Origin of the sequence: Gemmobacter caeni, from assembly GCF_003054195.1 — a bacterium.
Taxonomy (GTDB): Bacteria; Pseudomonadota; Alphaproteobacteria; order Rhodobacterales; family Rhodobacteraceae; genus Gemmobacter; species Gemmobacter caeni.
This window is the reverse complement of the sequence record NZ_QBKP01000001.1, coordinates 293,448-317,260: the sequence shown is the minus strand read 5'-3', so window position 1 is coordinate 317,260 and position 23,813 is coordinate 293,448. Positions and strand designations below refer to the sequence as shown.

Genomic DNA, 23,813 nt, shown 5'->3' with positions numbered 1-23,813 from the left:
CCGCGCAGGCACCGGGCATGAGTGACTGGCTCCTCAGCCTTGAAGGCACCGAAGCCGGGCATGACCTCGCGCTGGCGCTGGCGCTGATGGCGGCTGTCCTGCATGCGCTGTTCGGCGCCTTGCAGAAGGGGCGGCACGATCCCTGGCTCGCCCGCGCTGCCATCGACGCCAGCTATGGCGTCATCGCGTTGCCCTTCGCGCTGTTTGTCGTGCCATGGCCCGAGCCGCATATGTGGCCGATCTTCGCGGGCGCCTTTGTCATCCATGCGGGCTACAAACTCTTGCAGGCAATGACCTATTCGCGTGGCGCCTATACCGTGGTCTATCCGGTGGTGCGCGGCACCGGGCCGCTGTTCACCGTTATCGGTGCCGGACTGGTCTTTGGCGAGCGTTTCGCGCCGGGGCAGTGGCTGGGCGTGCTGATGCTGTCGGGCGGGATCTTCGGGCTGGCGCTGTGGAACCTGGCCCATGTCACAGCGCAGCGCGCGACGATGATCCCGGCGCTGTGGCTTGCCTTCGCCACAGGCGGCTTCGTTGCAGCCTATACCACTTACGATGCCTATGGCATCCGCGCCACCGCCGATCCGTTCACCTTCCTCGCGTGGTTCTTCCTGATCGACAGTTTCCTGATGCCGGTCCTGACCTTCCGTCGCTGGCGGGGGCTGACCCGGACCGAGGTGCTGCCTCTGCTGAAACGGGGTGTCATGGGCGCTATCGTCGCCTATTTCAGCTTCGGCGCCATCATGCTCGCCACACGGCTCGACAAGGTGGGCGAGGCGGCGGTGCTGCGCGAAACCTCGACCGTTTTCGCCGCCCTGATCGGCTGGCTGGTCCTGGGTGAAAAGGTGGGACGCATGCAATTCCTGCTCATGGCGGTGATCGCCGCCGGGGCCGTCATGGTGGAGTTTACCGGATGACCGAGATGCAAAACGGCAAGAAAGCCCCGGGCTGGCTGAAGCCCGTTCTGGAATACGGGCCTCTGCTGGTGTTCTTTGTCGCCTATATGCGGCTGAAGGATCAGACCTTCCTTATCGGCGGGGGCGAATATTCCGGCTTTCTTGTCGTCACCGCCGCTTTCATCCCGCTGATGATCCTGTCCACTGCGGCCGCATGGTGGCTGACCGGCAAGCTGTCGAAGATGCAGATCGTGACGCTGGTTCTGGTGGTGGTGTTCGGTGGCCTGTCGGTCTGGTTGCAGGACGAACGTTTTTTCAAGATGAAGCCCACGATGATTTACCTGCTGTTCGCGGGCGCGCTGGGTCTGGGCCTCTTGCGCGGGCAAAGCTGGCTGGGCGCGGTGATGGGCGAGGCGCTGCCAATGCGCCCCGAGGGCTGGATGATCCTCACCAAGCGGGTGATGTGGTTCTTCCTTGCACTGGCGGCCGCGAACGAGGCGGTCTGGCGGCTCACCAGCACGGAACATTGGGTGCAGTTCAAGACCTTCGGCCTGCCGCTGGCGCTGTTCGCCTTTTTCATGACTCAGGCGCGGCTGTTCCAGACCTACGCTATTGAGGAGAAGGGCGAGGATTAATCCCGCCCGACATACCGATTCCGCCCACAGGAATCCGCCCCGGCCTGTGGAAAACTGGCCGGACTCAAACCCCCGAATCCGCCTAAGCCTTTGTCAACGGCCCGGAAAAACCGGGCGCGGCAGGCAGGGGGATTCGCTTATGCAGCTCATCATCGGCAACCGGCAGGTCAATCCGCTGCGCATGAAGGCGGTGGCGGGTGGCGTGGAGGCGGTGTTGCAGGGGGGGGCGATGCTGTCGCTGCTGGATGCGGCGTTCCATGGCGCGGGCACCATCGAGGTTTACGGCGGCACGCTGGATCGTCGCCCGCTGGAACTGGCGCGGATCGAGATGCGCGGCGCGGAAACCTGCGTGACGCTGCTCTGCCGCGGCCCGGCACCGATGCTGGCCTGAACGTATCCGTTGCCATTTGGCAAATAGATGCTATATCTATGCCAGATGGAGGATGCGATGCAGCTTCAACCGATCACCACCACCCCGGCGCGAAGCGACTCGCCGGTCATTACCGAGGCCGAGGCAGGTGCGCTGGCCCGTGCCACGGTCAACCTGTTCCGGGCATGGGCCCTTTCGGATGCCGAGGCGCGGGTGCTGCTGGGCGGCATGGCGGCCCGCACCTGGGCACGCTGGAAAGAGGGCGAAGCCGGGCGGATCGACCGTGATCTGCGGATGCGGATGGCGCATCTGATGGGTATTCATAAAGGTCTGCGTTACCTGTTCCGCGACCCCGCGCGCGGCTACGCCTGGCTGCGCAAGCCGAACGCGGCTTTCGACGGCCTGTCGGCGCTTGATCTCATGCTGCGCGGGGAATTGTCGGATCTGGCGCTGATGCGTGAATGGCTGGACGCCGAGCGCGGCGCATGGTGAGCGGCGCTGTCCTGCGTCGGGTGGACTGGCCGCAGACATGGCGCATCATCCGCTCGATCTATCCGCCGGTCGATCTGTTCGAGGACATTGCCGACCCCCGCGACTGGGAGGCGCTGGCGGCGGTGGAGGCCAAGACCAACCCGCGCATCCGCAATGAAATCGGTGATCTGGGCAAGGTGCCGCCCGCGCGCCGGGTCGCGGGGCCGGGGGCAAGCCTCGTCATGGCGCCCTTCGTGCATTGTTCCATCGCGCGGCCGGGGCGGTTCACCGATGGCAGCTATGGCATTTACTATGCCGGGGACCGTGAGGAAGTGGCGCTGGCCGAGACCATCCATCATCACAGCCGCTTCATGTCGGCCACGGCCGAGCCGGAGGGCTGGACCGCTGATTTCCGCGCGCTGATCGGCAGGGTTGACCGTGATCTGCATGATATGGATGCGGTGCCGGGGGCGCGGCATGTTTCGGATTATGGCGCCTCGCAGCAGGCGGGGGCCAGCCTGCGCGCGGCCGGCAGTGACGGGCTGGTCTGGACCAGCGTCCGTTACCCGGAGGGGCTTTGTCTCGGTCTGTTCTGGCCCGATGTCGTGGCGATCCCGTTGCAGGGGCCGCATTACAGCTATCACTGGAACGGCACGCGGGTCGATTACATCCGCCGCCATGATACCGGCACCATCCTTCAGGTAGCCGAGACGGGATAGCCCTTCCGCTTCGCCCCGGCTTGCGCCAGAAAGGGCGGCAGCGACGGGAGAGGCGGCATGACGGAACAGCACAAGGGAATTCTGGCCATGGTGCTGGCCTGCATCCTGTGGGGCACCACGCCGCTTTACTACAAGCTGCTGACGCAGGTGCCGCCGCTGGAGGTTCTGGCCCATCGCACGCTCTGGTCGGCGGTGATCTTTCTGGGGCTTCTGGCCGCGACCGGGCGGCTGGCGGCGCTTCGGCCCCTGCTGCGGGGCAGGCGGCTGGCCATGGTCGCGTTGGCGGCGGGGTTGATCTCGTTCAACTGGTTCCTGTTCATTTTCTCGGTGCAGGCGGGCCATGTGATCGAGGCGGCGCTGGGGTATTACATCTTCCCGCTGGTGGCCGTGGCCCTGGGTGTGCTGGCCTTTGGCGAGCGGCTGACACCGGGGCAGGGCGTTGCAGTCGCGCTGGCGGTGGGGGCGGTGGGTGTGCTGACCTGGGGGCTTGGCGTCGCGCCCTGGATCGCGCTGGCCATCGCCTCCAGCTTCGGGCTTTACGGGCTGCTGAAGAAACGGCTGGCCGCGCCGCCGGTGCCTTCGGTCACGGCCGAAGTTCTGGTGCTGGCGCCGCTGTCGCTGATCTGGCTGGCGATCATTGCCACCGGGAACGGCCCGGAGGCGGGGCACGGGCATTTCCTCGATTCGGCGGGAACGGCGGGGCTTCTGGTGCTGTCCGGTGCGCTGACCGCGAGTCCGCTCATGTTGTTCACCTATGCCACCGCGCGGGTGCGGCTGGCGACGGTCGGGCTGATCCAGTACATCAACCCCACGCTGCAATTCCTGACCGCAACGCTGATCTTCGCCGAGCCTTTCGGGCGCTGGCATGCCATCGCCTTCGGGCTGATCTGGGCGGGCCTCGCGCTTTACACGCTGGAGGGGTTCCGTCGGGACAGGGCGGTACGCATGGCGGCGGTCAGCGCGGGCACGTCGGCCACAGCAGCGAAGTGATCGCGCAGGCCGGGGTCTGCAAAGCCCTCGGCAATCGTGTGATCGACAAGCGCCACCAGCGGCTGCCAGTAGCCCGCCACATCCAACAGGAAGATCGGCTTGCGGTGCAGCCCGATCTGCGCCCAGGTCAGCACCTCGAAAAACTCGTCCAGCGATCCGGCACCGCCCGGCAGCACCACGATGGCGTCGGAGTTCATGAACATGACCTTCTTACGCTCATGCATGTTCTCGGTAATCACCAGCTGTGTCAGGTCGCGCTTGCCGACTTCGCGTTTCATCAGATGGGTCGGGATCACACCCAGTGTCATGGCGCCCGCCGCCTGTGCGGCGCGCGCGACCTCGCCCATCAGGCCCACATCCCCCGCACCATAGACCAGCCGCCAGCCCTCGGCCGCCAGCATCGCGCCGGTGGCACGCGCAGCCTCGGCATGGGCCGGGTTTCGGCCGGGGCGCGAGCCGCAAAAGACACAGACGGAAGGGGTGCTGGGCATCGCGGACCTCGGAAAACTGTTGCCTTTTGACCGTGTATCGGGGTTCCTGAGCGAAAGGAAGCGGCGCCGGAACAACCTGCGCCGGGAAGGGGATAAGGGATGTCCGACAAGCAAGGGCTGAACCCGGCCATGGTGGCCGGACTGGCCGCGGGGGCGGTCGCCGTAGGGGCGATCCTGTGGTATGCGCAACGCCCGGCGGCGCCGGTGGCGCCGGCGGCATTGGTCAGCGAAGCACCCGCTGCGGCACCACAGGCTGCACCTGCGGAAAGCGCCGCCCCGGCCACACCGGAGGCGGCGCCCGGAGCGGCGGCTGCTCCTGCTGAGGCCGCGCCGGTGGCGGTGGTTGAACCGCCTGCTTTCGATACGTTGCGCATCACGCCTGAAGGCGCGGCAGTGGTTGCAGGGCGGGCAGAGCCGGGAGCCTCGGTCGCCATTCTGGTGGACGGGGCCGAAGTGGCGCGGGCCGATGCCGATGCCACCGGCAATTTCGTGGCGCTGTTCGACCTGCCGCCTTCGGCCGATCCGCGTCTGATGACGTTGCTGGCGCATGGGGCGGCGGGAGAACTGCCATCGCAGCAATCGGTGGCGGTTGCGCCGGTCGCGGCACCCGAGGCCGTGGCGGCTGCCGCTCCGGCAGAGCCGGAAAGTGCCGCACCCGCTGCAACCCCGACTGAAGCTCCGGTCGTGGCCAGCGAGGCAACTGCAACCGCCGTGGCGCCGACGGCGATTCTGGTGGATGACAGTGGGGCGCAGGTCTTGCAGGGGGCGGGCGCCGGATCAGGCGTCACCATTGCGGCCATTACCTATACGCCGGATGGCGCGGTGCAGCTTGCAGGCTCCGGCACGCCGGGGGCGCTGGTGCGGCTTTACCTCGACAATGCGCTGGCCGGTGAGGCCCCGGTTGGCGCGACCGGCGGCTGGGTGACAAAGTTGCAGGGCGTGGCGCCCCGGCTTTACACCCTGCGGGCCGATCAGGTTGGCGGTGACGGCAAGGTGACGGCGCGATCCGAAACGCCCTTCCTGCGAGAGGCGCCCGAGGCTTTGGCCGCCGCGATGAAGCCGCGCGCCGTGCGCACGGTCCCGCCTGGCGCAGGCAGCCCCGCGCCAGCAGCACAGGGCCCGGCAAAGGTTCCGGCGACAGTGACCGCGCTGGCGCAGCCGGAAGCTCCGGCCCCGGCCGGGAACGACGCCGCCGCGCCGCAACCCGCGCCCGAGCCCGTGGCCACTGCCACGCCCGAGGCTCCGGCCGCGACCGGGGCAGAGACCGCGCCGCTGCGGCCGGTCAGCGTAACGGTGCAGCCGGGCTTCACGCTGTGGCGCATCGCGCGCGAAAATTTTGGCGACGGCGTGCTGTATGTGAAGGTCTTCGATGCCAACAAGGATCAGATCCGCAACCCGGACCTCATCTATCCGGGTCAGGTGTTCCTGATTCCGGATCAGTGATCCGGGGCGCGGCGTCCCCTTCGGCCACGCGATGCAGCGCATGGCGGGCCGAGGCGCCGCAGCAGGCCAGAACCTGCGGATGATCCATGCAGCAATCGGCCAGCAGATAGGAAATCGCCCCGCCGATCCCTGACAGGTCGGCGCTGTAGATCACATTGCGCGACACCCGGCGCGAGCGGATCAGCCCGGCCTGTTCCAGCGCCGAAAGATGGAAGGACAGGCGCGAGGCCGAAAGTCCCAGCGTGCGTGCGATGTCACCCGCCGCCATGCCCTCGTCGCCGCGTGGCACCAGAAGGCGCACGAGGTCCAGCCGGCTTTCATGCGCCAGCGCTGACAGGGCCGAGAGGACTTTACTTCGCTCCATCCTTCAACTACTCGTGAAACGTTGAATTCACCCTGCATAGCCCGTCAGGGCCGCCCGATCAACCATCAGGGCAGGCCGCACGGGCAAGGATTTACGATGCGCCGACCCTCCGATTCCCTGACCTCCAGCGATGCCGAGACGCCCTCGACTTCGGGCTGGACCACCCTGCGCCGCGTAGCGCCCTACCTTTGGCCCGACAACGAGCCGTGGGTGAAACAGCGCGTGGTCATCGCCATGGTGATGCTGTTTGTCGCCAAGATCATCTCCGTCTCGACCCCGTTCTTCTACAAGGCGGCGGTGGATGCGCTGGCAGGTGACGCGCCGCCGCCCGCGCTGCTGGTCGGGCTGACGGCGGTGGGGATGACGGTGGCCTACGGCCTTGCCCGCTTCGGCGCGGTGGTCTTCGGCGAATTGCGCGACGCGGTATTCGTCAAGGTCGGTCAGCGCGCGCTGCGCAAGCTGGCGCTGGAGACCTTCACCCATATCCACGCGCTGTCGCTGCGCTATCACATCACGCGCAAGACCGGCGGTCTGAGCCGGATCATCGAGCGCGGGGTGAAGGGCGTCGATTTCCTGCTGCGCTTCATGCTGTTTTCCATCGGGCCGCTGATCCTGGAACTGAGCATGGTGGCGGTGATCTTCTGGGTCGCCTTTGGCTGGCAATATATGGCCGTGGTTATCTTGACCGTGGCGCTTTACGTCGCTTTCACTTTCAAGGTCACCGAATGGCGGGTGCAGATCCGTCGCAAGATGAATGATCAGGACAATGACGCCAATCAGAAGGCCATCGACTCGCTTCTGAACTTCGAAACGGTGCGCTATTTCGGTGCCGCGAAGCGCGAGGCCGCGCGCTATGACAGCGCGATGGAGGGGTATGAAACAGCCGCGGTGAAGACCGGGCAATCGCTCAGCTTCCTGAATGCCGGGCAGTCGCTGATCATCACCACCGGGCTGGTGGCGGTGATGGTGATGGCGGCGATGGGGGTTCAGGCCAAGCTGCTGACGGTGGGCGATTTCGTCATGGTCAACGCCTACATGATCCAGATCACCATGCCGCTGAACTTCCTTGGCACGGTCTACCGCGAGATCCGGCAGGCGCTGGTCGATATGGGGCAGATGTTCGGCCTGCTGGCGCAACCGGCCGAGATCGTGGATGCGCCGCAGGCGACGCCGCTGGTGGTCGCGGGCGGGCATGTCAGGTTTGAGGGCGTTCAATTCGCCTATGACAGCGAGCGGCCGATCCTGAAAGGCGTCGATATCGACATTCCGGCCGGGCAGACCATCGCACTGGTCGGGCCGTCGGGGTCGGGTAAATCCACCATCGGGCGGCTGCTGTTCCGCTTCTACGACGTGACCGGCGGGCGGGTAACGATTGATGGGCAGGACCTGCGCGACATCACGCAGGACAGCCTGCACGCCGCCATCGGTGTGGTGCCGCAGGATACCGTGCTGTTCAACGATACGATCTATTACAACATCGCCTATGGCCGCCCCGAGGCCAGCCGGGCCGAGGTGGAGGCTGCCGCCCGGGCCGCGAAGATCCACGATTTCATCCTGTCGCTGCCCGATGGCTATGACACCACGGTGGGGGAACGGGGGCTGAAGCTGTCGGGCGGGGAAAAACAGCGCGTGGGCATTGCCCGCACCCTGCTGAAGAACCCGCCGATCCTGCTGCTGGACGAGGCGACCTCGGCGCTGGATACCCAGACCGAAAGCGACATCCAGCAAAGCCTGCATGAAATGGGGCAGGGGCGCACGGTCATCACCATCGCACACCGGCTGTCCACTATCGCGGACAGCGACCGTATCGTCGTGCTGGAAGCGGGCCGGGTGATCGAGGAAGGCACGCATGAGGCGCTGCTGGCGCGGGGCGGCCGCTATGCTGCCATGTGGGCGCGGCAGGCCGCCGAGGACGAGGCCGAAGCCGCCTGAGGCTCAGGCGTCTTCGGATTCCGGTTTCAGGACAAGATCGTCGGTGGTCAGATGCTGGCCACCGATCACCTCGGCCACCACCACATCGTTGAAGCGGATGATGCCCGCAGTTCCCTCGTCATTGGCGGTGACCGAGATGTTCGGGGCGACCTCGTTGCCGTCAGTGTCGTATTCGGGGCGATAGAGCAGTTCGATCTGATCACCCGAGCCGAAGTCATGCACCTGCGAAATCTGTCCGAAGCCATCCTCGCGATTGTCGAGCTGGAACAGGTCATCCCCCTCGCCGCCGGTGCCCTGATCACCCGCACCCATCAGCAGCGTATCGTTGCCCGCGCCGCCGAACAGCGAATCGAAGCCGTCGATCATCGTGGCATGGCCGTTCTGGCTGGAGTCGAAATCCTTGCCGGACAGGTAATCATTGCCTTCGCCGCCATAAACCTCGTCAGAGCCGGTGCCGCCCAGAACGGTGTCGTCTCCTTCCTGACCGGCCAGCGAATCCTGTCCGCCGTTGCCGTGGATGTAATCATTGCCCAGGCCGCCCAGCACGATGTCATGTCCGATCCCGGCATCAATCGTGTCATTGCCCTCGCCGCCGATGGCAATGTCATCGCCCTCACGCATCATCAGATGATCGTCGCCTGCACCGGCATTGGCATAGTCATTGCCCGTCGAGGCATCGAGCGTGTCATTGCCCGCATTCAGGAACCAGGCGAGCGATTCCTGCTCGTCCGCGCTCAGATTGTCATCCTCTGCGGTGCCCTGAACCTCGTCGGTGTAATCATCAGCGATATACAGCGGGTTTTCGGTATCCGGGTCGGGTTCCGGCGCCTCGTCATCCGAGCCGCTGGAGCTGCCAAACCAATCGGCTTCATAGCCCAGAAAGAGCATGAAGAGACCGACATACATTGCCATATACACGTCCATGGCCGCACTCCGCTGGGCAGGCTAATTTCACTTGGGCCGACAATTGCCGGGGATTGTGGTCAATTATTGGCGAAACCGGCACGGTTTGGGGTCAGGCCGGAAACCGGGGGGCGGGTGGTCTGCCCGCGGGCACCGATCCCGGCGCGGGGCTTGGCAAATCCGCTTCCTTGCGTGTAAGACAGGGAAAATTCCGGGAGAGACCCATTGAGCAACCCCGAAAGCTTCATTGACGAGGTGACCGAAGAGGTTCGCCGCGACAAGCTGTTCGCGATGTTCCGCAAATACGGCTGGATCGGTGTCCTGCTGGTCTTGCTGATCGTTGGCGGTGCGGCCTGGACCGAATGGCAGAAGGCCCGCGCGCAGTCGCAGGCCCGCGCCTTTGGCGATGCGCTGCTGGGCGCGCTGGATGCTGATACGCCCGAGGCGCGGATTGCCGCGCTTTCTGCCGTCGAGGCAAAGGGCGACCAGGTGGCGCTGAAGGGTCTGCTGCTGTCCTCCGATCCGGTCAAGGACCGGGCGGGTGCATTGCAGGCGCTGGCTGCGGTCGAGGCGGATGCAACGCTGCCGCCGGTCTGGCGCGATCTCGCCGTGCTGCGCCGCGTGATCCTGCAAGGCGCCGAGGCACCGCTGGCGGATCGCCGCGCCGCGCTGGAACCGCTGGCCCAGCCGGGCCGTCCTTACCGGACCATGGCGGCGGAACAGCTTGCCTATCTGCTGATCGAGGAAGGCCGCAAGGATGAGGCGATCACCGCCCTGCGCGCGCTGACGCAGGATCAGGAGGCGCCGGGGGGCTTGCGCAACCGCGCCTCGCAGATGATTGTGGCCCTCGGGGGCGATCCGGCGCAGGGCTGACCTGCGCCCGCAAGCCAAGACGTTGCAACGGGAGAGACTCCGTGACCTTCATCAGACCCGCCGTCTCCGGCCTTGCCCTCGTTGCGCTGCTTGCCGCCTGCGAGAAAGAGGTGATCCTGCCGGGCGAGCGCTTTGGCACCCGCGCCGATCTGGAGGCCAGCATCCCGACTGCGGAGCGGCCCAATCCGGTCGATACCTCGGGCAAGATCGCCAACAGATCGGTGCCGATCGCACTGCCCGCTGCACAGGCGAATGCGGAATGGTCGCACCGGGGGGGCAATGCCCGCCACCTTGCGCCGCATGGCGCGCTGAGCGCCGCGCCGCAACTGGTGTGGTCGGCGAATATCGGCAAGGCCAACAGCCGGCGCAACCGCATCTCGGCCGCGCCGGTGATTGGCGGCGGCAAGGTCTATACGCTGGATTCGCGCATGGGGTTGCAGGCGACCTCGCTGGGCGGCGCGCCGGTCTGGACCACCGATCTGACGCCTGAGGGCGACCGCGCGAGCGAGATTTCGGGCGGCGGTCTGGCCTATGGCAATGGCCGCGTGTTCATCGCCACCAGCTATGGCGAGCTGATTTCGGTTGATGCGGGCACTGGCCATGTGATCTGGCGCCAGCGCCTTGGTGCCGCCGTGGCGGGGGCCCCGGCTGTGGACGGCGATACCGTCTATGTGGCGGGCCGCGACAGTGCCGCCTGGGCTGTGGCGGTTTCCGACGGCAAGGTGCGCTGGGAAGTGCCGGGCACGCCGGGGGTGACCGGCATGACGGGCACCGCAGGCCCGGCCATTGCCGACCGCACCGTTCTGGTGCCGACTGTCTCGGGCGAGATGATCGCGGTGCTGAAGGATGCAGGGATCAAGACCTGGGGCGCCGCCGTGGTCGGCCAGCGTCTTGGCCGCGCCTATGGCATCGTCACCGACATCACCGGCGATCCGGTGATTTCGGGACAGACCGTCTATGTCGGCAATGCCGCCGGGCGGACCTATGCGCTGGATGCCGCTTCGGGCGAAACCAAATGGACGGCGCCCGAGGGCGCGCTGGGGCCGGTGGTCGTGGCGGGCGGTTCGCTGTTCCTCGTGAATGATGAGGCGCAGCTGGTGCGTCTGGACGCCGCGACAGGGGATATCCTGTGGTCGGTTCCGATGCCCTATTTCGACAAGGAAAACCCGCGCAAGCAAAAGGCCATCACCGCGCATTACGGGCCGGTGCTGGCGGGCGGGCGCATCGCCGTTGCCTCGGGCGACGGGCTGCTGCGACTGTTTTCACCCACTGACGGCACGCTGGTTGCCACCGCACCGATCCCCGGCGGGGCGGCGGCTCAGCCCGCGCTGGCGGGGGGAATGCTGTTCGTCGTCGGGGGCAACGGGCAACTTCACGCTTTCCGTTGACGCCGATCCGGTGTATCGGCCCCTCTTCGGTTTCAACCGGGCCTTGCCCGTGACACGCCCCCGGAGGGCAGGATGACCTTTACGCTCGCCGTTGTCGGCCGCCCGAATGTGGGCAAATCGACCCTGTTCAACCGTCTCGTCGGCAAGAAGCTGGCGCTGGTCGATGACCAGCCCGGCGTCACCCGCGACCTGCGCGAAGGCGATGCGCGGCTGTTTGACCTGCGCTTTACCGTGATTGACACAGCCGGTCTGGAGGAGGTGACGGATGACAGCCTGCAAGGCCGCATGCGGCGGCTGACCGAACGGGCGGTGGAACTGGCCGATGTCTGCCTGTTCCTGATCGACGGGCGGGTGGGGGTCACACCGTCCGACGAGGTGTTTGCCGACATCCTGCGCCGCAAGAATGCCCGCGTCATCCTTGGCGTGAACAAGGCCGAGGGCAAGGCGGGCGATGCGGGCGCGCTGGAGGCGTTCAGCCTTGGCCTGGGCGAGCCGGTGCGGCTTTCTGCCGAGCATGGCGAGGGGATGGAAGATCTTTATCACATCCTGCGTCCGGTCAGCGAAGAGTTCGAAGAACGCGCCGTGCAGGATGCGCCCATCGTCGATGTCGATGTATCGGAAGACGAGGCAGAGCTTGAGGCAGATGAAGACGCTCACAAGCCGACCGCGCGCCACCCGCTTCAGATCGCGGTCATCGGGCGCCCGAATGCGGGCAAATCGACGCTGATCAACAAGATCATCGGCGAGGACCGCCTGCTCACCGGGCCGGAGGCCGGGATCACCCGCGATGCGATTTCCGTGCGGAGCGAGTGGATGGGCACGCCGACGCGCATCTTCGATACGGCGGGCATGCGCAAGAAGGCCAAGGTCGTTGACAAGGTCGAAAAGCTGTCTGTGGCCGACGGGCTGCGCGCCGTGCGCTTTGCCGAGGTTGTGGTGGTGCTGCTGGATGTGGAAATCCCGTTCGAGCAACAGGATCTGCGCATCGCCGATTTCGCGGAAACCGAGGGTCGCGCCGTCGTGGTGGCGGTCAACAAATGGGATCTGGAAGGCGAAAAGCAGGAAAAGCTGGCCGAGTTGAAAGAGATGTTCGACCGCCTGCTGCCGCAGCTGCGGGGGGCGCCGCTGGTCACGGTTTCGGCCAAGACCGGCCGCGGGCTGGACCGGCTGCATGCCGCGATCCTGAAGGCGCATGACGTCTGGAACCGCCGGATCACCACCGCGCGGCTGAACTCTTGGCTGGGCGCGATGACCGAGGCGCATCCGCCGCCGGCACCGGGCGGCAAGCGCATCAAGCTGCGCTACATGACGCAGGTGAAGACCCGGCCGCCGGGCTTCGTGGTGATGTGTTCACACCCCGATCTGATGCCCGAAAGCTATCGCCGTTATCTGGTCAATGGTCTGCGCGACCATTTCGATATGCCGGGCACGCCGATCCGGGTGACGTTCCGCGGTCAGGGTGACAAAAACCCCTACCGTGACAAAAAGAACTGGGGCACGCCCTCGCGCCTGCGCAAGCATCTGGACAAGAAGAAAGACTAACCCGGCCCGGATCGCCGCCTATTCGGCGGCGATCTTGATGACCGGCTCCATCGTGGTCAGGGCTTCGTCCGACAGGTGGCACTTGATCTGATGCCCGCCCGCCAGATGCCGGACTGGCGGCACCTCGCGTTCGCACAGCCCGCCCGGCACCTGCGATTTCCAGCGGCAGCGCGTCTGGAACGGGCAACCCGGCGGCGGGTTCATGGCCGAAGGAATATCCCCCTCCAGCACGATGCGTTTTTTCTGCACATGGGTGTCGGCAATGGGCACGGCCGACAGCAGCGCCTCGGTATAGGGGTGGTAGGGCGGCTGGAACACCTGATCGGTGGTGCCCAGTTCGACCACATGGCCGAGATACATCACCATCACCCGGTCCGACAGGTAACGCACGATCGACAGGTCGTGGCTGATGAACAGCAGCGTCGTTCCATTCTCGCGCTGAATGTCCATCAGAAGGTCGGTCACGGCGGCCTGCACCGATACGTCCAGCGCCGAGACGGGTTCATCCGCCACCACCACCTTGGCGCCCCCCGCGAAGGCACGGGCGATACCGACACGCTGTTTCTGCCCGCCCGACAACTGGCGCGGCATGCGGTCGGCAAAGGCACGCGGCAGTTTCACCAGATCCAGCAACTGCAACATGCGCTCGCGCCGGTCTTCGTCTGACGCGCCCTGACCAAAGATTTCCAGCGCGCGGATGATCTGGCGGCCGACGGTCATCGAGGGGTTGAGCGTGTCGAACGGGTTCTGGAACACCATCTGCACGCCTGAAACGGTATCGGTGTTGCGTTTCTCGATGGGGGTATTCTGGATGTCGCGGTCATAGAGCATGATCTTGCCGCTGGTCGCGGTTTCCAGCCCCATCAGCACCTTGGCGAAGGTGGATTTGCCGCAACCGGATTCGCCCACGATGGCCAGCGTTTCGCCTGCGCGGGCCTCGAAGCTGAGCGTTTCATTGGCCTTCACCACCTTGGCCGGGCCGCCACCGAAGACGCCGCCGCCGGTGACCTCGTAATATTTGCGCAGATCTTCCATGCGCAAGACCACCTCGCCAATCTCGGCCTTGCCCTGCGTTGCCTTGGCGACCGGCGGCGCGGACCAGTCGATTTCGTTCACCCGCAGGCACCGGCTTTCGTGGCGGGGCCCAACCTCGGCCATGGCGATGTCGCCCGCATTGCAGCGGCCTTCCGCGAAGTAATCGCAGCGCGGCCCGAAGTTGCAGCCTTTCGGTCTTTCATGCGGCAAGGGGAAGTTGCCGGGGATGGCGACCAGCGGACGGCTGTTCTTGTCGGCGCCGGGCAGCGGGATCGAGCGGAACAGCGCCTGCGTATAGGGATGGCGCATGCGGTCAAAGACCTCGGCCACGCTGCCGGTTTCCACGGCCTCGCCGGAATACATCACGGTCAGGCGGTCGCAGACCTCCATCACCAGACCAAGGTTGTGGCTGATGAACAGCATGGAAGTGCCGTATTTTTCGGCCAGTTCCTTGACCAGATCGACAATCCCGGCCTCTACCGTCACATCGAGCGCCGTGGTCGGCTCGTCAAGGATCAGCAGCGCTGGTTTCGACATCAGCGCCATGGCAATGACGATACGCTGCTGCTGCCCGCCCGAAAGCTGATGCGGATAGGCTTGCAGGATGCGGTCGGGGTCGGGCAGGCGCACATCGGCGACGATCTGGCGGGCCAGCGCCCAGGCCTCGGCCTTTGCCATGCCGCGATGGATCATCGGCACCTCGGCCAGTTGTGCGCCGATCCGCATGGCGGGGTTCAGCGAGGCCATCGGTTCCTGATAGATCATAGCGATTTCCGAGCCACGGATGCGGCGCAGTTCGTCATCCGACATCTGCGTCAGATCGCGGCCCTTGAAGCGGATCGAGCCGCCGGTGATGCGACCGTTCTTGCCCAGATAGCGCATGACCGCGAGCGCAACGGTCGACTTGCCGCAACCGCTTTCGCCGACCAGCCCCATCGCCTCGCCCGGCAGGACGGTGCAGGAGAAATCCATCACCGCCGGGATTTCGCGCAGCCGCGTGAAGAAGGAAATCGAGAGGTTCTCGATTTCAAGGATGGGTTGATCCGGGGTCCAGTCTGAACGTGTCATCGCATCAATCCTTCAGGCTTTCTTCGCGCAGGCCGTCGGCCAGCAGGTTCAGACCCAGCACGAGGCTCATCAGGGCGACGGCGGGGACCAATGCGGGGACCGGGAAGATCGACAGCAGTTTGCGCCCGGCATTGATGGTGGACCCCCAGTCCGGGCTTTCCGGGCTGACGCCAAGGCCGAAGAAGCCCAGTGTGCCAAGCAGGATGGTGGTATAGCCGATCCGCAGGCAGAAATCGACGATCAGCGGTCCGCGCGCATTGGGCAGCACCTCCCACAGCATGATATACCAAGGGCCTTCGCCGCGGGTCTGGGCTGCGGCGACGTAATCGCGGGATTTCAGGTCCATGGTGATGCCGCGCACGATGCGGAACACGGTGGGGGCGTTCACGAACACGACCGAGACGAAGACGTTCAGCAGGTTCGGCTCCATGATCCAGAGACCGAACGGGTCGGCCCGGAAGGCAAGGCCCGCATAGATCCACAGACCCAGCACCAGCGTGATGCCGACATAGAGGTTGCGCCGCGCGGGGGTGGTGAAGAAACGCGCGTTCCACAGGATGCAGAGGAACAGGATCGGGAAGGCGAACAGGATTGCCGCCATCACATTGGGGATCGAGGCGCGCCAGCCCAGCAGCAGCGGCCCGGTCTCGCGGATTTCCGGGGTGACCAGCAGGTAGAACATCAGGATCACCGGGAAGGCCAGCACGAGGTTCGCCACGAAGCTGAGCCCGGTATCGAGCCGCCCGCCGAAATATCCGGCAGGCAGGCCCAGCGTGATCCCGGCCATGAAGGCGAAGGCGGTGGCGGCGGGCGCGATGGTCAGCACCGAGCGCGCACCGACCACCATGCGTGAAAATACATCGCGCGCGAGGTTGTCACCGCCCAGCAGATAATGGGCATAGATGCCCTCGACCGGGTTTTTCAGCGGGCTGCCGGGCAGGGCGTTCTTCATGCCGGAAATTTGCGCCAGCGGATCATGGGTGGCGACGATATTGGCGAACAGAGCGGTGAAGACCCAGAACATCACCAGCGCGAAGCCGGTCATGCCGATGGGGCTGTCGAACAGGCGGCCGTAAAGGCCAAGCCGCCGCTTGAAGCTGATCGAAAGGGCGAAGGTCAGGGCCAGCGCGATCCAGACCGGCCAGAAGCGGCCGATCATCGTCACGAGGATCTGGGTGAAGCCGAGTGCGTCCATCAGATCAGCTCCTCACGACAGCCGGATGCGGGGGTTGAGCCAGGCATAGCCGATATCGGAAATAAGCTGGGTGATCAGCACGACGGCGACGGCGACCACGGAACAGCCCAGCAGCAGGTCGATGTCGTTGTTGCCCGCAGCCTGCACCAGCGTCCAGCCGAAGCCCTTGTAGTTGAACAGGGTTTCCACGATCACGACACCGTTCAGGAGCCAGGGGAATTGCAGCATGATGACGGTGAAGGGCGCGATCAGTGCATTGCGCAGCGCGTGGCGCAGCACGACCTGACGGAAGCTCACGCCCTTCAGCAGCGCAGTACGGATATATTGCGCGGTCATCACCTCGGTCATGCTGGCGCGGGTCATGCGGGCGATATAGCCGATGCCGTACAGCGCGATGGTCAGCACCGGCAGAAAGAAGTTTTCAAAGGTGATATCGTCCATCGCCGACGTGGCCGAGCCTTTGAACCATTTCAGCCCGGTCATCGAAGACGCGAAGATGGTGATGAACAGAACGCCCGACACATATTCCGGCGTCGCCGTGGTGGCGATGGAGAAGGTGGACAGCGTGCGGTCAAGCTTCGATCCCTCGCGCATCCCCGCCAGCACCCCGATCAGCAGCGCGACCGGCACCATCAGCGCCATGACCGACAGCATCAGCCAGCCGGTCAGCGACAGGCGGGTGGCGATGATCTGCGATACCGGCTCCTTGAAGACGTTGGACCAGCCCCAGTTGCCTTGCAGCACGCCGCAGAACCGTGGCGCGGCGGCCGGGTCCGCCCCTCTGGCGATGCAGCGGCCAGTGACCTTGCCATCAGCGGCGGTGGCGGTCCAGCCGGGCAGCACGCCAAGCCATTCACCGTAGCGGCCCAGAAGCGGCTGCGCATAGCCGTTCTTTTGCAGCCAGCTTTCCACCTCGGCATCGGAAATCCGCGATCCGGCCTCCGATTTGGCGATCTTCTCAAGGTTTGGGGGCAGGTTGGTCAGGTAGAACACAATGAAGGTCAGGCACAGGGCCGTGGCGATCATCGTGAACAGGCGTCGAAACAGGAATTTGGCCATGGCGGCACGGGCCTTTCCGGGCGGCAGGCTTCAGGGCGCGGGCGGGTGGCCCGTATGAGGAAAGAAGGGCGCGCCATTGCGGCGCGCCCCGGTCCGGCGATCAGGCCGCCAGCCACCATTTGTAGTGATGATGCTCGAAGGTCGGATGCATCTCGCAGCCGCGCACCTTGTCGGTCATGTGACGGAACAGCGAGCGCCAGTAGGGCTGGATCAGCACACCCTGTTCCTGCATGATCTCTTCCAGCCGCTTCATCACCTCACGCCGCTTGTCGGCATCGGCGATCGCCAGCGCCTCGCTCAGCTTTTCGTCGAATTCGGCGTTGGAGAAGGCAGTCTCGTTCCAGGCCACGCCCGTCTTGTAGGCGAGTTGCAGGATCTGCACGCCGAGCGGACGCATGTTCCATTCGGTTGCCGAGAACGGATACTTCAGCCAGTCGTTCCAGAAGGTCGAGCCGGGCAGGATGGTCCGCTTGACGTTGATCCCGGCATCGCGCAGCTGCGCGGCCACGGCGTCGCAGGAGGCCGACTGCCAGTTGTCATCCAGCGAGATGAGCTCGAATTCCGTATCGGCATGGCCTGCGGCGGCGAGGTTCTCTTTCGCCTTGGCCGGGTCGACGGTCAGCGGCGGCAGCTGGGCGTATTCCGGGTGGATCGGGCAGACGTGGTGGTTTTCCGCCACCTGACCCAGACCGGCATAGCCAAGCTCCAGCACCACATTGTTGTCGACGGCGAGTTGCAGCGCCTTGCGCACTTCGACATTGTCATAGGGCGCGGCGGCGTGGTGGAAGCGCACGGCCAGCGTACCGGCGGTCAGCGCCTCGGATTTCTCCCAGCCCAGACCGTCGAAGACGGCGACGAAATCGCCCTCGGTCCGGTAGGTCGCGTCGATCTCGCCCGCCTCTGCGGCGGCCACCACTGCGGCCGGGTCGGTGCCGTAGTCGATATACTCGATCCGGTCCAGATAGGCGCCTTCGCCCCACCATTTGTGATCGGTGTTCTTCACGAGGATCTGCTTGACGCCGACCTCGTTGGCCTCGGGCTTGTAGGGGCCGGTGCCGATCGGGTTCGCGGTCGGGTCGCCGTTGTCATAGGATTTGTGAACCACGGCCGCCGGATAATCGGCGAAGCCCGCGATGATCGAGATGTCGGGTGCGGGCAGCATCAGTTTGACGGTGTGGCTGTCGACCGCCGTCACCGCGCCATCGCGCATCTTCTTGGTGGCCTCGTCGACGAGCCCGCCCATGCGCGCGGCCATCGAATTGCCCTCGACACCGGCATCGCACCAGCGGTCAATATTGTGAACCACATCCTCGGCGGTGAATTCGTCACCGTTATTCCAGGTCACGCCCTTGCGAACGTTCAGCGTGTATTCGGTGGCGTCGTCATTGGCGGTCCAGCTTTCCAGCAGGCGCCCCTCGAAGGTGCCGTCGCTGTTGTACTGCACCAGATATTCCAGCCAGCCGCGCCCGAAATTCGCCAGCTCCGACCAGTCCCAGGTGCGCGGGTCTTTCATCGCGCGGGTTTCCATGTTCATGCGCAGCGTGCCGCCCATGACCGGAGTTTCCTGCGCCAGCGCCGGGGTCGGCGCCGCCAGACCCAGCAGACCATAGGCCGCAGTCGCGGATACCCCCAGTGCGGTGGTGCGGGTCAGGAATTCGCGCCGGCTCAGGCTGCCCGCGCGCACTTCCTCCGCATAGGCCGGGGCGGCGGGGTGAACGGCGATAGGTTTGGTATGGATCATTCTCTACTCCCTGACAGGTATTTTGGTTGTCTTTATGCGGCGATAGCCATGTGGCCGGTCGCACCCTCGGGTGCCACGGTCGGCCACATCGGAGTTTCACAAGGACTATCGTGCCCTTTTTGGACCGGACGTCAACGCCCGCTTTCGGCAAGCCAAAGCAATTTTGCGACATAATTCTACCGGAAATGGACGGAATCCCGGAAAATAGGCGTAAAAAGCGATTTAAAATTACAAGACGATTCCGTTAAAACGGAATCGCCCTGTGACCAGCCGGGGAAAGGATCAGCCCGCGCGGCGGAAGGCGGTGGGGGATTTGCCGGTCTGGTGCTGGAAGGCGCGGGTGAAATAGGCGGCCGAGGTGAAGCCGAGGCTGCCCGCGATCAGGTTCACCGGCAGGTCGGTTTCCGACAACAGGCGCCGGGCCTCGAAGATCAGCCGGTCGTGCAGCAGGGCCGATGCCGGACGGCCGCAGGCCAGCTTGCAGCAGCGCGTCAGATGCGTCGGCGTCACGCCCAGCTTTGCCGCGAAATCAGCAACGCCCATGCCAGAGCGGAACTCGCGTTCCAGCAGCGCAGTGTAGCGTGCAACGAGCCGCTTTGCGGCATCGGGTTTCTGTTGTTCCGGCGCTGCGCGGGCGATCTGGCGTTCCAGCCAGACCCCCAGAAGCCCCAGATGCGCCAGTGTCGCCCGGTCATGGGCGGGGGTGTCGGCATCCATTTCGCGCAGGATCGCATCCAGCGTAACGTTCAGTTCCTGCGCGGCAAAGGTTTCGCGGATACGCAGGTGCTGTGGGTCTTTCGGCAGGGGCACCGGGCAATCGCGCCCGAAAAACACAGCGGTGCCAAAAACCTGCGGTCCGACCTCGAATCCATGCATGACGCCGGGCGGAATGAAGATGGCGTTATGAGCGGTATAACCGCGTGTCACACCGGCAATGGTGATGCGCCCCTGGCCCTTGGTGAACCACAGAAGGCAGGATTCGGAATAGGCGCGCATCGCCTCGACCCGCCAGCGGCCACCGGCGGCCAGGCGGGGAATCGCCACAAGGCGAAGGGATTTCAGCGCGCTCAGATCGTCCATTCCGCAGGGTCTTTCGGGTTCGGGTGGCAGGCACGGGCAACGGAACACTCGATGACCGGCCCAGATAAGCAGTCTGTGCCGCAAGACCCAAGCAAAAAGATGGCAGCAGCGGCCGATTTGCGCCGCTGGCCGGTTATATGTGACGAAAAGTCAGCAATGCCCTGTGGATAACCGACGTTCTTAACGTGTCAGGGCAGACGGATCGTCGTCCAGTCCGACATCCGGGCGCGGAACCAAGTGCGCTGACGCTTGGCATATTGGCGCGAAGCCAGCTTCGCTTCCGCAACCGCCTGTCCCAGCGGCATTTCCCCCCGCAGATGAGCCACAAGCTCTGGGGCGCCGATGGCGCGGGCCGAAGGGCGCGCGGGGTCCCAGAACGGCAGTTCGGCGCGGGCTTCCTCCAGCGCGCCTGCGGCCATCATCCGGTCAAAGCGCAGGTCGATGCGGGCGTTCAGCCAGTCGGGATCAGGGCGAAATACAAAGGCGGCACAGGCGGTGCGGGGCAAAAGCGGCGGCGGCGTGTCGCGCTGCCAGTCGGCAAGCCCCCGCCCTGTGGTGCGTAGCACCTCCCACGCGCGCTGGACGCGGGCGAGGTTGTTCAGATCGGTTTTTGCCACGGTCGCGGAGTCCAGTGTTGCGATCATAGTGGCGGGATCGGTGGTGCGCAGGGCATCGGCTTCGGCCCGCACCTCGGGCGGGATCGGCGGGATTTCCGCCAGCCCTTCGGTCAGTGCCATGAAATAAAGCCCGGTGCCGCCAACGATGATGGGGCGCTGGCCGCTGTGCAGCACTGCTGCCACCTCGCGCAGCCAGTGACCGACGGAATAGGGCGTGTCGCGCCCGATATGGCCGTAAAGCGCATGTGGCGCCTGCGCTTCTTCCTCAGGCGAGGGGCGGGCGGTCAGCAACCGCCAGCATTCATAGACCTGAAGCGCATCAGCATTCACCACCACGCCGCCCTGCACCCGCGCGACTTCCAGCGCCAGCGCGGATTTGCCGCTGGCGGTCGGCCCGGCGATCAGCACCGGCTGGTCGGCGGGCAGCGAGGCGAGCAGATCGTGCACGGGCTTACAGCTTCAGCCGGTAGCGGACATGGCCGTCATAGGGTGCGTAGCTGTCGTACAGCGCGCGGGCGCGGGCATTGCTTTCATCGGTGTGCCAGTAAAGCCGGTGCCAGCCGCGCGCCTTGGCCAGATCGCGCAGATCGTCGATCAGGGCGCGGCCGACCCCCTTGCCGCGCGCCTCGGGGGCGACGAACAGGTCTTCCAGATAGCAATCCTCGCCCATCACCCAGGTTGAGCAGTGATGATGATGCAGCGCAAAGCCGAGCGGCTGATCGCCCTCGACCGCCAGACGACCCTTGAGCGGGCTGGCGGGGTCCATCATCCGGGTCCAGGTATGGGCGGTGATGTCGGGGGAAAGATCGACCTTGTAGAAAGCGAGATAGGCAGACCAGAGGGCCTCCCATCCCGCGCGGTCGGCGGGCGCGATGTCGCGGATCGTCAGGGTCATGTGAATGTCCGTTCTGTTGGGGCAGCCGGGGCGGTGAGGCCCCGGCGGCGGCATCACGCCAGACGTGCCAGCAGGCGTGCCCAGCTGCGGATGCCCTTGTGGAAGCATTCCAGATCGTATTTCTCGTTCGGGCTGTGGATCTGGTCATCATCGCGGCCGAAGCCCAGCAACATGGCATCCATGCCCAGTTCGGTCTTGAAATAACCGGCGATCGGGATGGAGCCACCACAGCCGACATAAGACGCCGGGCGCCCCCATTCAGCGGCCAGCGCGGCGCGCGCGGCCTCGAAGGCGGGGTGGTCGATGCCCATGGTCCCGGCGGGCGAGGCGCCATGGCCCTCGAAGGTCACCTCGCAATCGGCAGGCACGCGGGCACGCACCCAGTCGCGGAAGGCTTCGCGGATCGCCAGAGGGTCTTGTTGCCCCACCAGACGGAAGCTGACCTTGGCACGCGCTTCGCCGGGCAGCACGGTCTTGAATCCGTCGCCGGTATAGCCGCCGGTCACGCCGTTCACCTCGGCCGTCGGGCGCGACCAGATCATTTCCAGCGGCGTGCGGTCCTCCTCGCCCGCCGGGATTGACAGGCCGACATCGCCGAGGAATTTCGCATGGTCGAAGGCAAGGTTCTGCCATTGCGCGCGGATCGCCTCGGGCAATTCGCTGACGCCATCGTAGAAGCCGGGGATGGTGATGCGGCCGGTCTCGTCGTGCATGTCGGCAAGGATCTTCGACAGCACATGGATCGGGTTGCGCGCCAGCCCGCCGAACATGCCGGAATGCAGATCCTTGCTGGCGGCCCGGATCACGATCTCCTCGCCCAGAAGGCCGCGCAGCATGGTGACGATGGCGGGGGCGGTATCCTGGAACAGCCCGGTATCGCAGATCAGCGCAAGATCGGAGCGCAGCGCATCGGCATGTTCGCGCATGAAGGGTATGAGCGAGGGGGAACCCGATTCCTCCTCGCCTTCCAAAAAGATCGTCAGGCGACAGGGCAGGGTGCCATGCACGGCCTTCCAGGCCCGCAGCGCCTCAAGGAAGGTCATCAGTTGCCCCTTGTCATCCGAGGCGCCACGCGCCCGGATCACCTTGCCGCGCGCGCCGTCCTGAAGCTCGGGGTCGAAGGGATCGCGGTCCCACAGGCTCAGCGGATCGACGGGCTGCACGTCATAATGCCCGTAAAACAGCAGATGCGGGCCACCTTCGCCGCCCTGCGCCACCACCATCGGATGACCGGGTGTCGCATGGGCGGCTGCGGCGAAACCGAGGCTGCGCAGGTCGTCCACCAGCCAGTCGGCGGCGCGGGCACAATCGGCCCTGAAGGCCGGATCGGTCGAGATCGAGGGGATGCGCAGCAGATCGAACAGGCGGTCGAGCGCGGCCGGAATCTCGTCATCAATCCGCTTCAGCACGGCATCGAGCGACATGGGGATCTCCTTTTCGTGACTTTGGCGCGAAGCCTAGCAGGTGGCTTTGCACTGTCCAGAGCCGCCGCGCCGGGGTATTCAGGGGCCGTTCCTATCTGACGGGAGTGTGATGATGAAGGTTCCGGTTTCAGTTTTGTGCCTGTCGCTGCTGGCGGCCCCCGTGGTGGCAGAGCCTATGACCGGCAAGGCGGCGGCGAAGCTGATGTATCGCGGCGAGGGCGCCGTGGTGCAGATGCTCGACGGTGCGGGCCTGCCGGAGGCGGATGTGACCGCGCTGACCATGGTCGGCACCGGCCAGCCCTGGTATGGCGCGATCGCAATTTCCCCCGACGAGGGGCTGATGGTCGAGGCCACAGTGGCCGCCGTGAATCATCACACGATCGGGGCCGCCGAAACCGCTGCCCGGCAGGGCTGCGACGCAAAGCGTAAGGGTAAGGCGGCCTGTGTGGTGGTGGCGCATCTGCTGCCGAAGGGCTGGAAACCCGCCGATCTGACGCTGTCGCAGGATGCCACTGCGGCACTGCGCAAGGAGTACAAGGCGCCCGGTGCGCTGGCGATTTCGCCCTCGACCGGCAGTTTCGCATTGACGAAGGGCGAGGCTGCGGGTGACCTTGCGGTGCAGACCTGCAATGAAAAGGCCGGTACGAAGGATTGTATCGTGGCGGTGCAGGACTGACCGAAA

At 65.4% G+C, this 23,813-nt stretch carries 23 protein-coding genes; 12 read left to right on the top strand and 11 right to left on the bottom strand.

What is annotated here, in order from left to right:
• Nucleotides 1–17 precede the first annotated feature (17 nt).
• From C8N34_RS01450 to rarD, 6 genes are all read left to right on the top strand, one after another.
• Nucleotides 18–917 carry an EamA family transporter gene (locus C8N34_RS01450; RefSeq protein ID WP_108127053.1) on the top strand — a complete coding sequence of 300 codons (900 nt, stop codon included), beginning with the start codon at nucleotides 18–20 and terminating at the stop codon, nucleotides 915–917.
• Nucleotides 914–1,531: an inner membrane-spanning protein YciB gene (locus C8N34_RS01445; RefSeq protein WP_242013747.1), complete on the top strand. Its 618-nt coding sequence runs from the start codon at nucleotides 914–916 to the stop codon at nucleotides 1,529–1,531. The genes C8N34_RS01450 and C8N34_RS01445 overlap by 4 nt, the downstream gene beginning before the upstream one ends.
• Nucleotides 1,532–1,670: 139 nt before the next feature.
• The gene (locus C8N34_RS01440) at nucleotides 1,671–1,922 is read left to right on the top strand and encodes a hypothetical protein (RefSeq protein WP_108127049.1); all 252 of its coding nucleotides are present in this window, start codon (nucleotides 1,671–1,673) and stop codon (nucleotides 1,920–1,922) included.
• 57 nt (nucleotides 1,923–1,979) lie between these two features.
• Complete coding sequence (locus tag C8N34_RS01435; RefSeq protein WP_054301685.1) at nucleotides 1,980–2,393, top strand: MbcA/ParS/Xre antitoxin family protein; 414 nt, start codon at nucleotides 1,980–1,982, stop codon at nucleotides 2,391–2,393.
• On the top strand, nucleotides 2,363–3,091 hold the full coding sequence (locus C8N34_RS01430; protein ID WP_229825277.1) for an RES family NAD+ phosphorylase: 729 nt from the start codon (nucleotides 2,363–2,365) through the stop codon (nucleotides 3,089–3,091). The genes C8N34_RS01435 and C8N34_RS01430 overlap by 31 nt, the downstream gene beginning before the upstream one ends.
• Nucleotides 3,092–3,148: 57 nt before the next feature.
• Entirely contained in the window at nucleotides 3,149–4,081 is a 933-nt protein-coding gene (gene rarD / locus C8N34_RS01425; protein WP_108127045.1) for an EamA family transporter RarD, read from the top strand.
• Here rarD and C8N34_RS01420 read toward each other — a convergent pair.
• Nucleotides 3,997–4,572, bottom strand: coding sequence for an LOG family protein (locus C8N34_RS01420; RefSeq protein ID WP_108127043.1), 576 nt, complete (start codon nucleotides 4,570–4,572; stop codon nucleotides 3,997–3,999). The two genes, rarD and C8N34_RS01420, sit on opposite strands and share 85 nt — an antisense overlap.
• Before the next feature lie 99 nt (nucleotides 4,573–4,671).
• Here C8N34_RS01420 and C8N34_RS26625 point away from each other — a divergent pair, with 99 nt between their 5' ends.
• Nucleotides 4,672–6,015, top strand: coding sequence for a LysM peptidoglycan-binding domain-containing protein (locus C8N34_RS26625; RefSeq protein WP_242013746.1), 1,344 nt, complete (start codon nucleotides 4,672–4,674; stop codon nucleotides 6,013–6,015).
• Here the strand turns inward: C8N34_RS26625 and C8N34_RS01410 are convergent.
• A complete protein-coding gene (locus C8N34_RS01410) occupies nucleotides 5,975–6,379 on the bottom strand; it encodes an ArsR/SmtB family transcription factor (protein ID WP_082400630.1) in 405 nt (134 codons plus the stop codon). The two genes, C8N34_RS26625 and C8N34_RS01410, sit on opposite strands and share 41 nt — an antisense overlap.
• A gap of 96 nt (nucleotides 6,380–6,475) precedes the next feature.
• On the opposite strand from C8N34_RS01410, the gene C8N34_RS01405 reads away from it, so the two are divergent.
• Nucleotides 6,476–8,311: an ABCB family ABC transporter ATP-binding protein/permease gene (locus tag C8N34_RS01405; RefSeq protein ID WP_108127041.1), complete on the top strand. Its 1,836-nt coding sequence runs from the start codon at nucleotides 6,476–6,478 to the stop codon at nucleotides 8,309–8,311.
• Nucleotides 8,312–8,314: 3 nt separating this feature from the next.
• On the opposite strand, the gene C8N34_RS01400 is transcribed toward C8N34_RS01405, so the two are convergent.
• Complete coding sequence (locus C8N34_RS01400) at nucleotides 8,315–9,235, bottom strand: calcium-binding protein (RefSeq protein WP_054300934.1); 921 nt, start codon at nucleotides 9,233–9,235, stop codon at nucleotides 8,315–8,317.
• Nucleotides 9,236–9,439: 204 nt separating this feature from the next.
• Between C8N34_RS01400 and C8N34_RS01395 the strand changes: the two genes are divergently transcribed.
• The 3 genes from C8N34_RS01395 to der all read left to right on the top strand — a co-directional run bounded on the left by C8N34_RS01395 (nucleotide 9,440) and on the right by der (nucleotide 13,017).
• Complete coding sequence (locus tag C8N34_RS01395; protein WP_054300933.1) at nucleotides 9,440–10,087, top strand: hypothetical protein; 648 nt, start codon at nucleotides 9,440–9,442, stop codon at nucleotides 10,085–10,087.
• Nucleotides 10,088–10,128: 41 nt separating this feature from the next.
• Nucleotides 10,129–11,475: an outer membrane protein assembly factor BamB family protein gene (locus C8N34_RS01390; RefSeq protein ID WP_242013745.1), complete on the top strand. Its 1,347-nt coding sequence runs from the start codon at nucleotides 10,129–10,131 to the stop codon at nucleotides 11,473–11,475.
• Nucleotides 11,476–11,547: 72 nt separating this feature from the next.
• On the top strand, nucleotides 11,548–13,017 hold the full coding sequence (gene der, locus C8N34_RS01385; RefSeq protein ID WP_108127039.1) for a ribosome biogenesis GTPase Der: 1,470 nt from the start codon (nucleotides 11,548–11,550) through the stop codon (nucleotides 13,015–13,017).
• Between the two features lie 18 nt (nucleotides 13,018–13,035).
• Here der and C8N34_RS01380 read toward each other — a convergent pair whose 3' ends face one another.
• The 8 genes from C8N34_RS01380 to C8N34_RS01345 all read right to left on the bottom strand — a co-directional run bounded on the left by C8N34_RS01380 (nucleotide 13,036) and on the right by C8N34_RS01345 (nucleotide 23,131).
• Nucleotides 13,036–15,120, bottom strand: coding sequence for a dipeptide ABC transporter ATP-binding protein (locus tag C8N34_RS01380; protein ID WP_054300931.1), 2,085 nt, complete (start codon nucleotides 15,118–15,120; stop codon nucleotides 13,036–13,038).
• A gap of 4 nt (nucleotides 15,121–15,124) precedes the next feature.
• Nucleotides 15,125–16,315 (bottom strand): ABC transporter permease, encoded by a 1,191-nt coding sequence (locus tag C8N34_RS01375; protein WP_108127037.1) that lies wholly within the window; start codon nucleotides 16,313–16,315, stop codon nucleotides 15,125–15,127.
• Nucleotides 16,316–16,327: 12 nt separating this feature from the next.
• Nucleotides 16,328–17,374 carry an ABC transporter permease gene (locus tag C8N34_RS01370; protein ID WP_108127035.1) on the bottom strand — a complete coding sequence of 349 codons (1,047 nt, stop codon included), beginning with the start codon at nucleotides 17,372–17,374 and terminating at the stop codon, nucleotides 16,328–16,330.
• Between the two features lie 100 nt (nucleotides 17,375–17,474).
• Nucleotides 17,475–19,115, bottom strand: coding sequence for an ABC transporter substrate-binding protein (locus tag C8N34_RS01365; RefSeq protein WP_054300928.1), 1,641 nt, complete (start codon nucleotides 19,113–19,115; stop codon nucleotides 17,475–17,477).
• A gap of 282 nt (nucleotides 19,116–19,397) precedes the next feature.
• Nucleotides 19,398–20,195 carry an AraC family transcriptional regulator gene (locus C8N34_RS01360; protein WP_054300927.1) on the bottom strand — a complete coding sequence of 266 codons (798 nt, stop codon included), beginning with the start codon at nucleotides 20,193–20,195 and terminating at the stop codon, nucleotides 19,398–19,400.
• Nucleotides 20,196–20,383: 188 nt separating this feature from the next.
• Nucleotides 20,384–21,259 (bottom strand): tRNA (adenosine(37)-N6)-dimethylallyltransferase MiaA, encoded by an 876-nt coding sequence (miaA, locus tag C8N34_RS01355; protein ID WP_199750629.1) that lies wholly within the window; start codon nucleotides 21,257–21,259, stop codon nucleotides 20,384–20,386.
• A gap of 4 nt (nucleotides 21,260–21,263) precedes the next feature.
• Nucleotides 21,264–21,707, bottom strand: a complete 444-nt coding sequence (locus C8N34_RS01350; protein ID WP_108127033.1) for a GNAT family N-acetyltransferase — start codon at nucleotides 21,705–21,707, stop codon at nucleotides 21,264–21,266.
• 53 nt (nucleotides 21,708–21,760) lie between these two features.
• A complete protein-coding gene (locus tag C8N34_RS01345) occupies nucleotides 21,761–23,131 on the bottom strand; it encodes a M20/M25/M40 family metallo-hydrolase (protein WP_108127031.1) in 1,371 nt (456 codons plus the stop codon).
• A 109-nt stretch (nucleotides 23,132–23,240) separates the two neighbouring features.
• Here C8N34_RS01345 and C8N34_RS01340 point away from each other — a divergent pair, with 109 nt between their 5' ends.
• Nucleotides 23,241–23,807: a 5-aminolevulic acid synthase gene (locus C8N34_RS01340; protein ID WP_108127029.1), complete on the top strand. Its 567-nt coding sequence runs from the start codon at nucleotides 23,241–23,243 to the stop codon at nucleotides 23,805–23,807.
• The last annotated feature ends 6 nt before the right edge of the window (nucleotides 23,808–23,813 follow it).